The organism is Synoicihabitans lomoniglobus (assembly GCF_029023725.1).
GTDB classification, from domain to species: domain Bacteria; phylum Verrucomicrobiota; class Verrucomicrobiia; order Opitutales; family Opitutaceae; genus Actomonas; species Actomonas lomonigloba.
Genome location: NZ_CP119075.1, coordinates 380,216 through 396,231, shown reverse-complemented (window position 1 = coordinate 396,231; position 16,016 = coordinate 380,216). Strand labels below are relative to the sequence as shown.

The window sequence follows — 16,016 nt, the reverse complement described above, 5'->3', positions numbered from 1 at the left end:
CAGAGTTCAATGCAACTGGTGACTAATCCCGGCGTTCCACCGCCCGCCAGTCGGCCAAGCGATCGACGTCACGCAACGGATTCAGTTCCGCCAGCGCAAGTCCCGCCGCCTCGACGCGTTGGCGGGTCTGCGACGCCACCCGGTCAGAGCTCCACGCGATATCATGCAGGAGTTCCGGTCGAGCGGTCGTCATCCCCAACAGGTAATAGCCGCCGTCGCACGCCGGGCCCATCACCACATCGTGCTCGCGCAACGCGTCCCGGGCCCGATTCAGGACCTTCGCATTCAATCCCGGACAATCGCCGCCGATCAGAAACACCGCCTCGGCCGACCGCGCGAACGCGCCCGCCATCGCATGACGCAACCGCTCGCCCAGTCCGGCCTCGACCTGCGGCCAAAACGTCCGGCCCTTCGCCTCTCCCAACCACGCCTTCATTTCCGCTGCCGCCGGTGCCGGAGAGAAATGCACTTCCACCGGCCAGGTCGACGGAATCGCCGCCAATTGGCGCTCGGCCAGCCAGCGGTAAATCCGCAACGCCTCCGCTTCGCCCACATCCACCGCCAGTCGGGTCTTCACTGCCCCGGCCACCGGCGCTTTCAAAAAAATCAAAACCGTGGGCGTCATGCTGTCTTTCCTTCCCGCCAGCGGCTCCAGGCATAACCCGCGAGCAGCGGTCCCCAGAGTATCACCTTCTCCACCGGAGAGTGGATCCACTCCCCCGTTCGAGCTTGAGTCTCCCACAACCAAAAATAGCTGAACCCACTCACACTCACCAGCAGGGTGCCCAGGTTGCGGGTCGCCACCGCCAGCGGCACCAACCACACAAAATACCACGCGTGCACCGATGGCGAAAACACGAGCAACGCGAACAGGAAGGACTCCGCAAAGCGCGTCAGCGTGCGGGCCCGAAAAAACAACCAAACCGACACCGGCGCGAACACCGCCAGAATCAGGCCGTTTTGGTAAGCACTCGCCGACCACGCTTGCTCCAGCAACCACGGCACCAGTTCGGCGGTCCGCGCCCACGCCACATAGTCCTGGGGTGCCAAGGGTCCGATCCGGCCAAAGTCCCACTTGAACCACCACAGCGCCAGACCGAGCGGCGCGACGGCGATCAACCCGAACAGCCCTGCTCCTCGCCAATCCTGCACCCGCACCCGCGACCAGGCATACCAAACCACCAACGGCGCCGTGATCCATTTCAGACCCGCCGCCACCCCCAGCCACCATGCTCCCGCCCACCGTCGCGCCGGGGCCACCGCCTCCACCTCCACCTCAGCGCGTTTGTCACCTATTGGGTGACAAACGGGCGGGAGCAGCGCCAGCCAGCCCGCCACCAGGGCGAGCATCAACACGGGTTCGTAGTGCGCCCCACCCGCCCCCACGTAAATCACGAGGGGATTCCAAGCGTAGACGAGCGTGGCACCACGGCCGAACCGCCGGGCCAACAGCCAGATCGTTGCGAGGTCCGCCACCACGAATGCGATCTTCATGGCCCCTACCGACACGGAGATTGCCGCGATCATGCGCAGCACCAGCTGCGCGATCGGCGGATAAATGGCCGAGGCATTTGCGTGATTGATCAACGGCCAGGTGCCATCCCGCCACGTGACCAACAGCGGATCGTCCGGGGAATGCAGATACGGCGAAAATCCGGCCGACTGCATCCGCCCTTCCCACAGATAACGCCAAACATCGTCACCCGGATACATGGGCAGCAACAACACCCGCGCTCCCACCGCTACCGCCCAAAACCACGCGATCGGCAGCTGCGGCGGTCGCCCCGCCCACGCCCATCCCAGGCTCATCACCGCCGCCGCGAACAAAAACCATGGCACCGTGCCCACCGCGGCAAAACCGCCGAACCTCGCCATCATCACCGCTCCCGCCAGCAGCACGACTCCGCCCGCCTTGTAGCGCAAAACTCCACCGAGTGTAGCGCGCGCCGACCAAAGTGAAGCCAAGGTGGTGAGGATGATGGTCCCCGCCGCGACACTCCCACGGATCGTGCCCGAAATTTTGGAACGCCCCCCGCCCCGTCGCTGGTAACCCACCGGCAGCTCCACGATTCGCGCCCCTTCCTCCACCGCTCGAACCTGCATCTCGATGGTCCAACCAAATCCGCGATCGCGCATGTTGATGCGTTCGAGCAGGGATCGACGAATCAACCGCAACGGTCCCAGGTCGCCATACCGCTGCCCCCAGCCCCAGCGCATCAACGTCGTGGCCAACCCGTTGCCGAAACGCTGCACGGGGGTCATGACCGCCCGCGCTTCCGGTCGTGCTCGTCGGTCCCCCAACACAAAATCCGCCCCTTTCGCCGCTGCCGCGATCATACGCGCCGCATCGCCAATGTCATCACTGCCATCGGCATCGCAAAACAGCACCCACTCGACCGCATCGTCCAACTGCTGATATCCCGTCCAACAGGCCTGACCGTAACCGGCCACCGGCTCGGACAACACGTCCGCGCCCGCCGCCCGGGCCACGTCCGCGGTCGCATCGCAGCTGCCGTTGTCGACCACGCGAATGCGCGTCAGCCCTTGTGCCCGCAGTTCGGATACCACGTCCCCAATGGTCGATGCTTCATCGAGGGCGGGGATGATGACTTGGATCGAATCGAGCATGCGTGGAGGACGGAGCCTCTCAGCCAGTCTTTTCTTCCCCCAAAGCTCAATCTCCGGGGTGAGAAGTTTCCGCCGGCATCAACAACGGCACCTCGACCGCGGGCAACCACAACTCAAACCGCGCCCCGCCTCCGGGCGCGTCGTGCACTTCCGCATCGCCACCGTGAGCGGTCATGATCGCCCGCACCATGCTCAAACCGAGGCCGAGCCCCGACTGCGTCCGGCTTTGATCACAACGGTAAAGGCGGTCCCACACTTTGGTCTGCTCCGCGACGGGCACGCCCGGACCATTATCGGTGACCCGCACGAAGGTGCGGCCGTCACCCGATCCCGCGCTGACGCGAACCGCTCCGCCCGCCGGCGTGTATTTGATCGCATTGTCGACGAGGTTGGCCACCGCCTGACGCAGACGCGTGGGATCGGCCACCACCGGCACCGGCGGCATGGCTTCGATGGTCAACGTCACCCCGGCCGCTTCGGCCACTTCTTCGTATAATTCGGCCGCGTGACGTGCCGTCTCACCCAGATCACAGGACACGCGATTGAGCTTCAACATGCCCGCCTCGGCTTCGGAAATTTCCATCAGGGCTCGCAACAACGCCAGCACCTGGTCACTGCGCTCGATCACGTCTCCGAGGGTCTCACCGGTGGCGGCATCGACATCTCGACGTTGCAGCGCCGACTCCGCCGTGAGACGCAACCCCGCCAACGGCGTGCGTAGATCATGCGCGACGTTGTCCAACGCTTCGCGCATCGCCCGCAGCAGACCGGCGTTCTTGTCGAGCACGCTGTTGAAGTGTCGCACCAACTCCGCCACTTCGTCGTTGGCTCGCGGCAACGGCACCCGTGCATCGAGATTGCCGGTCGCCAGAATACTCCGCGCCGTCTCCACCACTTCACGCAGCGGACGCGTCGCGCGCCGTGCCGTGAAGTAACCGGCGCCGAAGCCCATCAACACCACCGCACCCGCCACCCAGGCGAAGGTCTTGCGCAGCGGCTCGAGCAACGCCTCGCGGCTGTCGGTCGAACGGCCGATTTGCAGGAGCACATTGCCCGGCAAAGCTTGCGAAACGATGGCCAGATCCCGCTGCGCATCACGCGTGATGCGCACCCGTGAAACGGTTTGCTCGCGCCACCGCCCCCACCCGTCCGGCACCACCACGACCGACTGGTCTTCCTGCAGCCAATCGGGCGGAATCTTGCCCCACACCTGACTGCCCCCGGGGCCCACGAGACGCAGGAACAACGAACGCACATTCGGCTGCTGACTGTCCTCGGCGATACGCCGCTGCAGCCCACGCACGCCGCTTTGCACGTAAACCGTGGCGTATTGTTGGAGCCGTTGCTGCAGATCCTCGTAATCGCGCGACTCGATCTGCCGGCCGAGCAACCAATATAACAGCGCAAAGATCGCGACAAACCCGATGGTGAACCACCCGGCAAACCACAGACTGAAACGCAGCGCCAGCGAGCGGCGGATTTGCCTAAGCGCGCCCATGGATCACGTAACCGACCCCGCGGACCGTTTCGATGCGGGTTTTATCGGGATCGACCTTGCTGCGCAGCCGCGACACCAGCACGTCGACGACATTGGTCTGCGGATCAAAACTGTAGTCCCACACGTGCTCCAGTATCATGGTTTTGGTGACAGGCCGGTTGGGATGGCGCATGAGATAACCCAGCAACGCGAATTCGCGGGGCTGCAGTTCGATGCTCTCGCCCGCCACGGTGACGACGCGGGAGACGAGGTCCAACGTCACATCCCCCACCGTGAGTTTCGTGGTTTCCGGGGCGCGGGTCGCCCGCCGCAGCAGCGCCTGCACGCGGGCCGAGAGTTCCGCAAACGCAAAGGGTTTCGTGAGGTAGTCGTCGCCCCCGGCCTGGAGACCGCGCACGCGATCCTCCACCGTGGAACGCGCACTTAAAAACAACACCGGCAACTCCGGGAACGAGAGCCGCAGGCGCTTGACCAGCGAAAGTCCATCCAATCCCGGCAGCATCACGTCGACCACGGCCGCGTCGTAGGACGTGGTGGTGGCCAACGACAGCCCGGTGTCGCCGTCGGGAGCATGGTCCACGGCGTAGCCTTCCTGTTTCAGTCCCTTGACCACAAACGAGGCAATCTTGGCATCATCTTCGACAACGAGTATACGCACGGAATCCATGTTGCAGGGGAAATGGAGCGGGAGTCAGTCCGAAAGGCGTAGAAAGAAAATCGCCCCGACCGCTCGAAGGCGTCCGCACAACGCGGAGCTTCGAGGGATCGGGGCCGACTGACTTATCATAACACTAACCAACCATAACTACACAAAAGGGAGAGGGATTGCGCGACGCGGCGGGCACACGGGGCTCCACCGCGCCGGTTAGAGGAAAAGAGCCGCCGGATCAGCGGTCGGACGATTCGTCGACGAGGATGTAGCGGGCGCCGCGGCGGGCGTTCCACACCCGGACGAGAGTCTGCATGGAGGGCGTGGACGCTTCGGTGAGCTTCACCGCCTCCTCGGCGCTGCGCACCCGTTCACGATTGATTTCGAGAATCACATCGCCGGGACGCAGGCCCGCTTCGGCGGCGGCGGACTCGGGATCGACTTCGATGATGAGCGCGCCCGTGAGTCGGCTCTGGATGCCGTATTGGCGACGAGCCTGTGGCGTGATGTCGGCCACGGCCACCCCATTGAGCGTGCCTTCGTCCGCGGGTTTTACCGCACCATTGAGGGCGGTGGAGCCGTCACGGTTGCCCAAGGTGATCTCCAGTTCTTTTTCATCCCCATCGCGGATCACCGTGATTTCGGCGGTTTCACCGGGTTTGAGGTCGGCGACCGCCATGCGAAAGGCGCGGGTGGATTCATAGGAACGCCCGTTGATGTGGGTAATGATATCGCCGTGCTGCATGCCGCCCTTTTCGGCGGGAGAATCTTCGGAAACCTCTTCGATGAGAATGCCGGTTTGATCGGCATCGAGACCGAACTGCTTGGCCATCGCCGGGGTGAGGTCACTCGGAAATACCCCGAGGTAGCCGCGCACCACCTTACCATTGGTGGCGAGTTGCTGCATGACGTTGCGAGCGAGATTCGACGGGATGGCAAAACCGATGCCTTGGAAGCCACCGCTGCGTGAAAGGATGGCGGTATTGATGCCGACGAGACGGCCATTGGTATCGACGAGTGCGCCACCGGAATTGCCGGGATTGATGGCGGCATCAGTCTGGATGAAGTCTTCATAGGCAAGGCCCATGGTGGCGCGACCGAGCGCGCTGATCATGCCACTGGTGACAGTCTGGCCGAGACCAAACGGGTTACCCACGGCGAGCACGGTGTCGCCGACCTCGATGGTATCGCTGTCGGCAAACGTGAGCGCCGGCAGGTCCGACGCATCGATCTTGATGACGGCGAGATCGGATTCCGGATCGGTGCCGACGACCTCGGCCTTGAGTTCGCGACCGTCATCGAGCGTGACTTCGATCTCCGCGGCGTTTTGCACCACGTGATTGTTGGTGAGGATGTAGCCATCGGCACTGACGATCACGCCCGAGCCTGCGCCCTGTTGCGGCTGGCCGCGCGGGATTTCAAAATTCTCCGGGAGACCAAAGTAGCGGCGCATGCGCGGATCGCGGAAGAAGCTGGGCAGATCGCTCTCGGTGATCTTGGGCGTTTCGCCGGTCACTGTCACCTGCACGACGGCGGGAGCGACGCGCTTGACGATGGGGGAAAAACTGACTCGGGGCCCGTTGTCGAGCTCCCGCACAATGGGGGTCTGATCGACGCTGACGACGACTTCGTTGGTGTCGCTGTCGTTGGCGAAGGCGGCGGCCGTCCAACCAAGGGCGGCGGCGGCCAGCACGATCATGGATGAGCGTAAAACGCGGGCGCGTTGCGGATGACGTGAGTAGGAGGTGTTCATTTTTTGAAAGAGGGTTCCCGTTGGAATACCTCCCACTATGACACACCGGACTTACCGCTCCCTTTCCTGAACCTTACAGGATTGAAAGGTTTTAGAAATGTCCGGGTGGCGTTCGACTCCGCCGGGGCACCTCGCACGAACCGTTAGGATGCGGCCCCGATGAAGTTCTGCAACTCGAGCTCCAGCTCCTTGATGCGAGCGAGATACTTTTCCTCCATCCCACGGAGACGGCGTTTCTCCAACGCGGAGCCAATGCGGGCCCGCAGCACGGTGGTATTGAAAGGTTTGGGCGCGTAGTCTTCGGCGCCCGCGGCAATGCAACGTCCCGTGCTTTCCGCGTCGTCGAGGGCGGTGAGCATGATGATGGGGATGTTGTCCCACGCGTCGTTTTCTTTGATTTTTGCCAGCGTCTGGAAGCCGTCGATGCCGGGCATCATAATGTCGAGCAGCACCAAATCAAAACCCTCCTCCGCCATGGCTTCGAGCGCCCGATAACCATCCTCGGCCAGCACCACATTGAAGCCCATGTGTTTGAGCCGTCGCGACATCATCTCGCGATTGATCACATCGTCATCCACCAGCAGCAACTTGGAGTCCTGCGCGACGCCATACGCCGGATCCCGGGCGGAAAAAGGAGGCACCGTCATGCCCGTGCGCGGAGCGACGGCGGGAGGCACCACCGGTTCGCGCGCCTCGGCTAAAAGCACATTCAGGTTTTGCACGGCGGTGGAGATCTTTTCGAGGTCCGCCGCGATCTCCTCGTTATCCGCACCACTCGCGATCTGCAGACCTTCGGCCAAGCGATCATCGATGCGACCGATCGGTTCCTGCATTTCCTCACGTAATGCGACCAGACTGAAGGAGCCGGCCGCTATCTTCCACGGACTCATCGCATCGTTGAGCAGGCCGAGCATATCATTGCCCGCCTTGTTGACCGCCATGGCGGTGATTTCGAGCCCGGCGATGTCTTCGTCTTCGGCGGTTTCAGCGATGAGTTCGCTGTAACCCAAAATCTGATTCAACGGCGTGCGAAGATCATGGCGCAGTTTGGCCAGTTCCGACACCCCGTCACCCGTCCCGTCCGCTTCCGCCGTGGTTTCGCTCATTCAGCAGCCTCCAGCCCGAGCAGCCGATTCACCTTGGCGAGCAGGTCCTTCAGATTCACGGGCTTGGTTTCAAATTCATCGCAGCCCGCTTCCAGCGCCTGTTGCCGGTCGGATTCCATGGCGTGCGCGGTCAGGGCGATGATCGGCACGGCGGCGACGGCCGGATCGGCCTTCAGCTTCCGGGCCACATCCCAACCCGTCATGCCCGGCAGGCTCATATCGAGCAGGATGAGGTCGTGCCCGCCGGCCAGCGCCATCTCTGCACCGGCGATGCCATCAACGGCCAGTTCAACTTCAAAGCCTCGCTTTTTGAGCCGTCGGCTCAACATGTCGCGATTCATTTCATTGTCTTCGACGAGGAGTAGTTTGGGCATGGCTAGTTCTTACTAGTGGGGACGCCGGTTTGGCTATTTCAATCGTCGGCGGATTTCTCGCCGACGAGGCTTACGGCGGACCGCACTTCGGCGAGCAATTCCTCTTTGGAATAGCTGCCTTTTTGCAGGACGCGATCGGTTTGTTGTTTGAGCAATTGGCGCACGCTGCCGGTCAGGTCGAGGGAGGTGAGCACCACCACCGGAATGTCGCGCAGCGCGTCGTTGGCCCGCATCTCCCGCAGCACCCCGAAGCCATCGAGTTCGGGCATCATCAAATCGAGCAACACGAGCGCCGGCACCTGTTCCTGCATTGTATCCATGGCGGCACGACCATTGGGCGCGAGCACGACCTCCCAGCCCTCCCGGGACAGCATGCGGCCGATCATGTTGCGAATGGTATCATCATCCTCCGCCACCAGCACCGGCTTTTTGCCGACCTCGCTGGAATGGCGACGCAGCGCCTCGGCGAGTCCTTGAGCCAGATGGTCCTTCGGGATGTATTCCTCGGCCCCCACTGCCAGCACCGCACGTGATCCCTGCTCGTCCTTCGTGAGCAATACCACCGGGATGTGCGCCAGTTTGGGTTCGCGCTTGAAGTCATTGACGAGTTCGCCACCAGCCCCGGAGTCCATCAGCACATCCACCAGGATCACGTCGGGATGATCCGACCGCGCGCGCTCAAGCCCTTCCTTGCGACTGCGGGCGTGGAGCACCTCGAAACGTTCCTCCGGCAACTGCTCCTTCACCCCCGCGGCGAAATTGAGTTCCTCAGCCACCAGCAGCACCCGGGCGACCGCATGCACGCGTTGCGATTTGACGGTGGACTCGCCGGCTTCGCGGTAGGCGGTGCTGCCCGTGGCTGCGGCGGCATTTCCGTCGACCGATGCCGGCAGATCGAGCAGGAATGTGGTGCCTTGACCCACTTCGCTGGAGAGACTGATTTCGCCCCCCATCAGGCGGGAGAATTGGCGGGAAATGGTAAGACCCAAGCCCGTGCCGCCAAACTTGCTGGCGGTCGATGAATCAGCTTGGGCAAACGCATCAAACACGCGCTCGCATTGCTCGGGCGACATGCCGATTCCCGTATCAATGACCGAGAAGCGCACCCGGTCGGCCTCACCGTTGCCGGCGCGATCAACGCGCAATGTGACCATGCCGTTTTCGGTGAACTTCGCCGCGTTGCTGATAAGGTTGAGCAGGATCTGACGCAGCTTGGTCGCATCGGTGCGGATCACCCCGATCTGGGAGCAGTATTCGACTCTGAACTCGTTGCCTTTCTTGGCGACCAGCGGCGCGACAGTGGAACGCACCTGCTCCATCAACCCCTCGACCGCCTGCTCCTCGATGAACAGGTCCATGCGACCGGCCTCGATTTTCGAAAGGTCGAGCACGTCATTGATGAGACCCAACAAATGACGCGCGGCACTCAGGATCTTGTTGAGATCGGCGGCCGTGTCTTCGTCTTCCTCGTCCTCGGCATCCTCCAGCAGAATCTCCGAATAACCGATGATCGCGTTCATCGGCGTGCGCAGCTCATGACTCATCTTCGCGAGGAACGCGCTCTTCGCCTGATTGGCGTCCCGGGCCGCGATCATGGCATGCTCCAACTCTATGGTGCGCTCCTGCACTTTGGACTCCAGATTGCGGTTCGAATCCTCGAGATCGCTCTTCGCGCGCCCCAACTCGGCCGTGCCCTTTTCGACCGTGGCCAGCATGGCGTTGAACGCATTGACCAAGTCACGAATTTCCCCCTGCACGCCGGATACGTTCGCCCGCACGCCATAATCTTTTTCGTCCACCACCCGGCGGGAAACCTGGCCCAGTTCGGTGATCGGTCGCGTGATCGACCGCTGCAGAAACCGCGCCGCGATCATGCCCGCGAGCATGCTCAACAAGCCGATGATCGCCATCCCGCGCAACGGCTCGACCAGTTTCTCCTGCGCGATGCCCGAGACGTCCGCCTTGAGGTAAATGATCCCGATACGCTCACCGTCCGCGGAGAGGTATTTAAAACTGGTCACCGCATTGGGATCCACGTTGGGCCGAAACGGCCGCGGGATAAATTCCTCGGAACCGCTTTTGACGTAACGATCGATGATCCGATCATCCAAGGAATACACCGCCGCCGCCGTGATGGTCTCATCCGCCGCCAAACTTTCCAACGGCAGATCCGTAACCTCCGGATTGTTCGCCAGCATCGTGGTGATGCGCTCGACCAAAATGGCCTGCGTGGAATCCAGACGAGTCACCACCTCCGACCGATATCGCAAAATCTCCCAAAACAGGAACCCACCGAACGCCGCAATGAGTGAAACCAGCGAAACCGATGTAACAAGCATCGTGATTCGCCAACGAAAAGGGAGGGATTTAAACACAGGAAATTCGAATTAGACGGAGAGAAGCGAACTCGTTGCACCTACGAGTTTTTCTTAGCGTAAGTTGATGTATCAAAGCCTCTTAAATTCTACAAGTCCTGCCGGGGACCGGAAACTACTTAGTCCCCCTACTTGACCCGGCGGGATTGAATCGGGAATTTCAACTCCACATGTCCGCCTCCGCTCCCATTCCCGTCACTGTGCTCACCGGCTTCCTCGGCGCCGGCAAGACCACCTTGCTCAATCGCATCCTCACGGAGCAACACGGCAAAAAACTCGCCGTCATCGAAAACGAGTTCGGCGAGGTGTCCGTCGACAACCAACTCGTCATCCAAAGTGACGAGGAACTCTTCGAGATGAACAACGGCTGCATTTGCTGCAGCGTGCGCGGTGATCTTATCCGCGTGCTCGGTCGCTTGATGAAGCGCAAAAACCGCCTCGACGGCATTCTCATCGAGACCACCGGCCTCGCCGATCCCGGCCCCGTGGCGCAAACGTTTTTCACCGACGACGAGATCAAGGCCAACTTCCGCATCGACGGCATCGTCACCGTCGTCGACGCCAAACACGTCGCCCAACACTTCGACGACGCCCCCGAGGTGAAGAAGCAGATCGCGTTCGCCGACGTCCTCCTGCTCAACAAATCCGACCTCGTCGACCCCGCCGCCCTCGATGCGCTGGAGCAGCGCATCAAGGGCATCAACGCCGCCGCTCGCGTCGAACGCACCACCAACTGCGATGTCCCGCTCGCCAAGGTTCTCGATCTCGGCGCCTTCAACCTCTCCCGCGCCACCGAGCTCGATCCCCGATTTCTCGAACCGTCCTACCCCTTCGAGTGGGCCGGAGCCTACCCGCTCCCGGCCGGCACCCACGACCTTGTCATCGGTCACGTCGACGACGATGACGGCCACGATCACGCCGGTTGCGACCACGATCATCATCACCATCACCACGACCACGCCGAAAACGAATTGGACGTCGTCGTCATGCCCATCGTTTCGACCGACCAAGGGGTCGTCGACGCCGCCCGCGACATCGCGGTCGTTTCCTTTTCAGACTGGGAAAACCGCGTGTCCGAAGGCGAAACCATCGTGCCTGGTTCCACCCTCCAACGGTTGATTCTCGATGATGGCAACGGGCGCTATAAACTCGAAATCCCCACCGACGGCACCTACCTCGTCTTTGAAGGCTGCGGAGAGCACCCGCTCCACATCCCCGTCGGCGGCAACAATGTGAAACCCGTCTGGCAGCAGGACTACGAGCACAACCACAGTCACGACGAAGACGTGTCCTCCGTCGGCATCACCACACCCGGCGACCTCGATCCGCAGAAGCTCAATGACTGGATCAGCAAGCTCCTCCAAACCAAGGGCAACGATCTCTATCGCAGCAAAGGTGTGCTCAGTGTGAAGGGCACGCCCAAGCGCCTCGTATTCCAAGGCGTGCACATGCTCTTCGATGCCAAATTCGAGTCCGAATGGGGCGACACGCCCCGCTCCAACACCCTCGTTTTCATCGGCAAGGACCTCGACCGCGCCGCCCTCACCGAGGGCTTCAAGGCGTGCATGGCCTAGGCCTGCGACGACACGTCACGGGGTGGCATTCACCGCCCGTTTGCGGAGCAAACGGTGGACCATGACGCGACCCCGGTTGCGCAACTCCATACGGCCGAGTTCACTCGTTTCATAGCGGGGGCCCAACAATGCCTGGGCTTCCGACGAGATGTGAATACAGTTCGCCTTGCCGTGTGATTCCAGGCGGCTCGCCACGTTCACGGTGTCGCCCCAGAGATCGTAGGAAAATTTACCCGTGCCGATGATTCCCGCCATCACGGGTCCGCTGTGCAGACCGATCCGCACCGACCATTTCACTTCATAAAGCTGATTGAATTCGTCCACCGCGTCCTGAATCGCCAGCGCCATGTCGGCCGCGCGTCGCGCGTGGTCGGTCGCCGGGTCGGGCACGCCCGCCACGGCCATATAGGCGTCTCCAATCGTCTTGATCTTCTCCAACCCGTGCACCTCCACCAACCGGTCGAAGGAGCTGAACAGCGCGTTGAGCAACGTCACCGTCGATTCCGGATCCAGCTGTTTGGCGATGGTGGTGAATCCGACGATGTCCGCAAAAAGGACCGTCGCCTCCGGAACATGATCCACGATGCTGCGCTCCCCGGCCTTGAGCCGCGTCACGATCGCCGCCGGCAGAATGCTCTGCAAAAGCTGCTCGGTTTTGCCTTTCTCAATCCGAATGCGGGACACATAATTTTGCTCCTTTTCCCGCAGTGACTTGCGATCGAGCGAAGCATCGAGGCGGGCCCGCAATACGATCGAGTCAAAGGGCTTGGGCACGTAGTCTTCCGCCCCCGCCGAGAGACAGCGCGCAATGCTCTCCGCATCATCGATCGCGGTGAGCATGATGACCGGCAGATGCTTGCACCGCTCGTCGGCCTTGATCCGGTCGAGCGTGGCAAACCCGTCCATTTCGGGCATCATGATGTCGAGCATGATCAAATCGATCGCCTCCGTTTCGAGGAGTTCGAGCGCCTCCACTCCGCTCGGCGCCTTCACCACTTCGAACCCCATCTTCTCCAAGCGGCGGCCGATCACTTCGCGGTTGATGCGATCATCGTCGACCACGAGCAGCCGCGCCCCGTCATGATGGTTGTTGGTCGCGATCGGCGGCAACGACGCAAAGTCATAGCGAAAGCTCATCAATTCCGACTCGGCCTCCTCCGCTTTGAGCGGGTCATCGACATCAAAGGACTGCAACGCCACCCGCAACCGGGCGACCGCTTCCGCTATGCGCGTGAGATCTTTGGCCAGCGGAACTTTGCCGAGCCTCGGACTCACCTCGACACACTGCTCGCAAGCCCACTCCAGCGCTTCCATCGGGTGACAGACATCGATCGAAAATGCTTCAAAGCCGGCCAAATCCTCCTGCTTCGACCACCCGGGCCACATCTGTTGAAAATGTCCGGAAATTTCCGCGCCCGACGCTCGTATGTCGTGCAGATGCGACAACAAATCCTCCGCCACGTTGAAGTCGATCGTCTCGATCAGCAGCTCCGCGTAACCAATTATCTGGTTGAGCGGAATGCGCACCCGGTGCCTCCACCGGGCAAGTGCGTAGTTGATTTCGCCGATCTGACTCATGGAGGGTTGCATTAGAATCGAAGGGATCATGGTGCCGACTCCTTCATGCGCTCAAACACGCGTAACTCTGTCTCCCGTCCATCGGTCGCGACCGCCCCCCAGTTGAACAATAAATCCAAAGATTCTGCTGGTTGGAAGGAGTTCGCCCGGGTTCGTCGCATGCTCCATACAATTCCTTAAAACCCTATACCTGTCTAACCTATTATTGTTCATTGTCTTAGGTGATTATACCTGTGTCCGTCTGAGCAGCTCCCCTCCGTCGCTCTTGCGGCTAACCCCCAGACCCGATTCCGTCCGACCGCAGCGGCCTCCCACGAGCTTCGCAGCTTACCCCACGTCCTCGTTCGGTTACCCCCGGGGAATGCTCGCTGATTCCCCCGCCTTCGTTCGTCTAAGCCGCAACTTTCCACCCCATGAATCGTCGCCATTTCACCCAATCGTTCCTCGCCGCCGGAGCCGCCGCCTTTTTGACCGGACCATCCCGTCTGCTCGCCCAGTCTGCCCCCCGCGCCGCCCCATTCGAATTGGGTTACGCGCCCCACCCCGGCATGTTCAAGGCGATCGCGGGCGACGACGTCGTTGATCAAATCAAGTTCGCCGCCGACCAGGGATTCACCGCGTGGGAGGACAACGGCATGGCGGGTCGTCCGCCCGCCCAACAGGAGGCCATCGGCCGAACCCTCGCCAATCGCGGCATGCAGATGGGCGTGTTCGTCGCCTACGCCAATTTTGACGAACCCACTTTCACCGTGCCTCACGCGGAGAAACAAGCGGAGGTGCTTGACCGCGTCCGCCATGCCGTCGAGGTCGCCCAACGTTGCGGAGCCCGGTGGTTCACCGTCGTGCCCGGTTCCGTCGATCAACAAACAGATAAAACCGGATCGTGGAATCGCTACGGCGGTGCCCGCCTCGCCGCGGGTTACCAGACGGCCCACGCCATCGACCTTCTCCGCCGCTGCGCCGCCATCCTCGAACCCCACGACCTCACCATGGTGCTGGAGCCGCTCAATTGGCACGCCAATCACGGCGGCGTCTGGTTGCAACGTTCCGACCAAGCCTACGCGGTGTGCAAGGCCGTCAACAGTCCTTCCTGCAAGATCCTCTTCGACATCTACCATCAACAGATCACCGAGGGAAATCTCATCCCCAACATCGATCACTGCTGGGACGAGATCGCGTATTTCCAATGTGGTGACAACCCCGGCCGCAAGGAGCCCGGCACCGGCGAGATCAACTACCGCAATGTCTTCCGTCACCTCAAAGCCCGGGGTTTCGCCGGCGTGGTCGGCATGGAACACGGCAACGCCCAGCCCGGCGCCGACGGCGAACGCGCCGTCATCGCCGCCTACCGCGACGCCGACCGCGCCTGATTAGTCGCGACTGTCCTCTTGCGCGTCATCGGTCCCCGCGCTCTCTTGCCCCCATGCAGTTGACCAAACACTGGGCGGCCTCGCTCGACGACTACGTGATCGACCTGACGTGGTCGGCCGATGGCACGATCCTCGCCGCCGCTTCCGCCGACGGACCCGTCACGTTGTTTCAACTCAGCGACGGTGCCATCACCCACGAAGTTCCCGGCCACGAAGACGGCACCAACGTCATCGCTTGGCACCCGAGCCAACCGTTGCTCGCCACCGGCGGGCAAGACGGCGCGGTAAAACTCTGGGACACCGTCGCCGGTCAACCCACCGTCTCCGTCGATTTGGGCTCCGGCTGGGTTGATCATCTCGCATGGCGCCCCGATGGGACCGCCGTCGCCGCCGCCGCCGGTCGCACCCTCTCGCTGCTGGGTCCCGACGGCACCACCCAACACACCTTTGCCCCCGCCCCCAAAACCATCTGCGCCGTGGCCTGGCAACCCGCCGGAGGCTGCGTCGCCTCCGCCTACTTCGGTGGCGTCGTGTTGTGGGACGCCGACGACTACGTCGCCCAAACCGAGTTTCCCTACGCCAACGGCATCCACTCGCTCGTGTGGTCACCCGACAACCGCTGGTTGGTCTCGGGCAACCAGGACCCGTCCGTTCATCTGTGGCTGCCCGACGAGAAACAGGAGTTTCACATGAGCGGCTACGAGACCAAGGTGAAGGAGCTCTCCTTCGACCACACCGGTCGCTGGCTCGCCACCGGCGGCGGTCGCGAAGGCTGTGTGTGGGATTGCCAGGGTGCCGGCCCCGAGGGTCGCGAGCCCGCCATGCTGCCGCACGACGGACGCATCACCGCCGTGGCTTTCCAGCACCACCATGGACTGCTCGCCACCGCCGCCGCCGACGGCGCCGTCATGCTCTGGAGCCCCGACCGTCGCCAACCCCTTCGCGCCAAGGTCAAACTGCCGAATCCCGCCACCAAACTCGCCTGGTCACCCGGTGACACCCACCTCGCCATCGGCAACGTTCAGGGCATCGTTTACGTGCTTCAGGTCCAAACCTGATCCAAAAACCGAATACGATTTTTCCCTACTGCTTTTGGTTTGAGCACGCCGGG

Annotated in this window: 12 protein-coding genes; 3 read left to right on the top strand and 9 right to left on the bottom strand. The window is 62.1% G+C overall.

The window, feature by feature from the left end; genetic code table 11:
• Positions 1-22: 22 nt before the first annotated feature.
• The 8 genes from PXH66_RS01520 to PXH66_RS01485 all read right to left on the bottom strand — a co-directional run bounded on the left by PXH66_RS01520 (position 23) and on the right by PXH66_RS01485 (position 10,347).
• The gene (locus PXH66_RS01520) at positions 23-625 is read right to left on the bottom strand and encodes a TIGR04282 family arsenosugar biosynthesis glycosyltransferase (RefSeq protein ID WP_330928734.1); all 603 of its coding nucleotides are present in this window, start codon (positions 623-625) and stop codon (positions 23-25) included.
• Positions 622-2,628: a glycosyltransferase family 2 protein gene (locus PXH66_RS01515; protein WP_330928733.1), complete on the bottom strand. Its 2,007-nt coding sequence runs from the start codon at positions 2,626-2,628 to the stop codon at positions 622-624. Before PXH66_RS01515 ends, PXH66_RS01520 begins: the two co-directional genes overlap by 4 nt.
• 46 nt (positions 2,629-2,674) lie before the next feature.
• A complete protein-coding gene (locus PXH66_RS01510) occupies positions 2,675-4,126 on the bottom strand; it encodes a sensor histidine kinase (protein ID WP_330928732.1) in 1,452 nt (483 codons plus the stop codon).
• Complete coding sequence (locus PXH66_RS01505) at positions 4,113-4,784, bottom strand: response regulator transcription factor (protein WP_345781722.1); 672 nt, start codon at positions 4,782-4,784, stop codon at positions 4,113-4,115. Before PXH66_RS01505 ends, PXH66_RS01510 begins: the two co-directional genes overlap by 14 nt.
• A gap of 229 nt (positions 4,785-5,013) precedes the next feature.
• On the bottom strand, positions 5,014-6,528 hold the full coding sequence (locus PXH66_RS01500; RefSeq protein ID WP_330928730.1) for a DegQ family serine endoprotease: 1,515 nt from the start codon (positions 6,526-6,528) through the stop codon (positions 5,014-5,016).
• Between the two features lie 143 nt (positions 6,529-6,671).
• The gene (locus PXH66_RS01495; RefSeq protein WP_330928729.1) at positions 6,672-7,634 is read right to left on the bottom strand and encodes a response regulator; all 963 of its coding nucleotides are present in this window, start codon (positions 7,632-7,634) and stop codon (positions 6,672-6,674) included.
• Entirely contained in the window at positions 7,631-8,008 is a 378-nt protein-coding gene (locus PXH66_RS01490) for a response regulator (protein WP_330928728.1), read from the bottom strand. The genes PXH66_RS01495 and PXH66_RS01490 overlap by 4 nt, the downstream gene beginning before the upstream one ends.
• 38 nt (positions 8,009-8,046) lie before the next feature.
• Positions 8,047-10,347 carry a response regulator gene (locus PXH66_RS01485; protein WP_330928727.1) on the bottom strand — a complete coding sequence of 767 codons (2,301 nt, stop codon included), beginning with the start codon at positions 10,345-10,347 and terminating at the stop codon, positions 8,047-8,049.
• 206 nt (positions 10,348-10,553) lie between these two features.
• Between PXH66_RS01485 and PXH66_RS01480 the strand changes: the two genes are divergently transcribed.
• A complete protein-coding gene (locus tag PXH66_RS01480; RefSeq protein WP_330928726.1) occupies positions 10,554-11,957 on the top strand; it encodes a CobW family GTP-binding protein in 1,404 nt (467 codons plus the stop codon).
• A gap of 15 nt (positions 11,958-11,972) precedes the next feature.
• On the opposite strand, the gene PXH66_RS01475 is transcribed toward PXH66_RS01480, so the two are convergent.
• Positions 11,973-13,535, bottom strand: coding sequence for an adenylate/guanylate cyclase domain-containing protein (locus PXH66_RS01475; protein WP_330932199.1), 1,563 nt, complete (start codon positions 13,533-13,535; stop codon positions 11,973-11,975).
• A 413-nt stretch (positions 13,536-13,948) separates the two neighbouring features.
• Here PXH66_RS01475 and PXH66_RS01470 point away from each other — a divergent pair, with 413 nt between their 5' ends.
• Together PXH66_RS01470 and PXH66_RS01465 are read left to right on the top strand one after the other, a co-directional pair.
• Positions 13,949-14,905, top strand: a complete 957-nt coding sequence (locus PXH66_RS01470; RefSeq protein WP_330928724.1) for a hydroxypyruvate isomerase family protein — start codon at positions 13,949-13,951, stop codon at positions 14,903-14,905.
• Between the two features lie 53 nt (positions 14,906-14,958).
• Positions 14,959-15,963: a WD40 repeat domain-containing protein gene (locus PXH66_RS01465; RefSeq protein WP_330928723.1), complete on the top strand. Its 1,005-nt coding sequence runs from the start codon at positions 14,959-14,961 to the stop codon at positions 15,961-15,963.
• Positions 15,964-16,016: the final 53 nt, after the last annotated feature.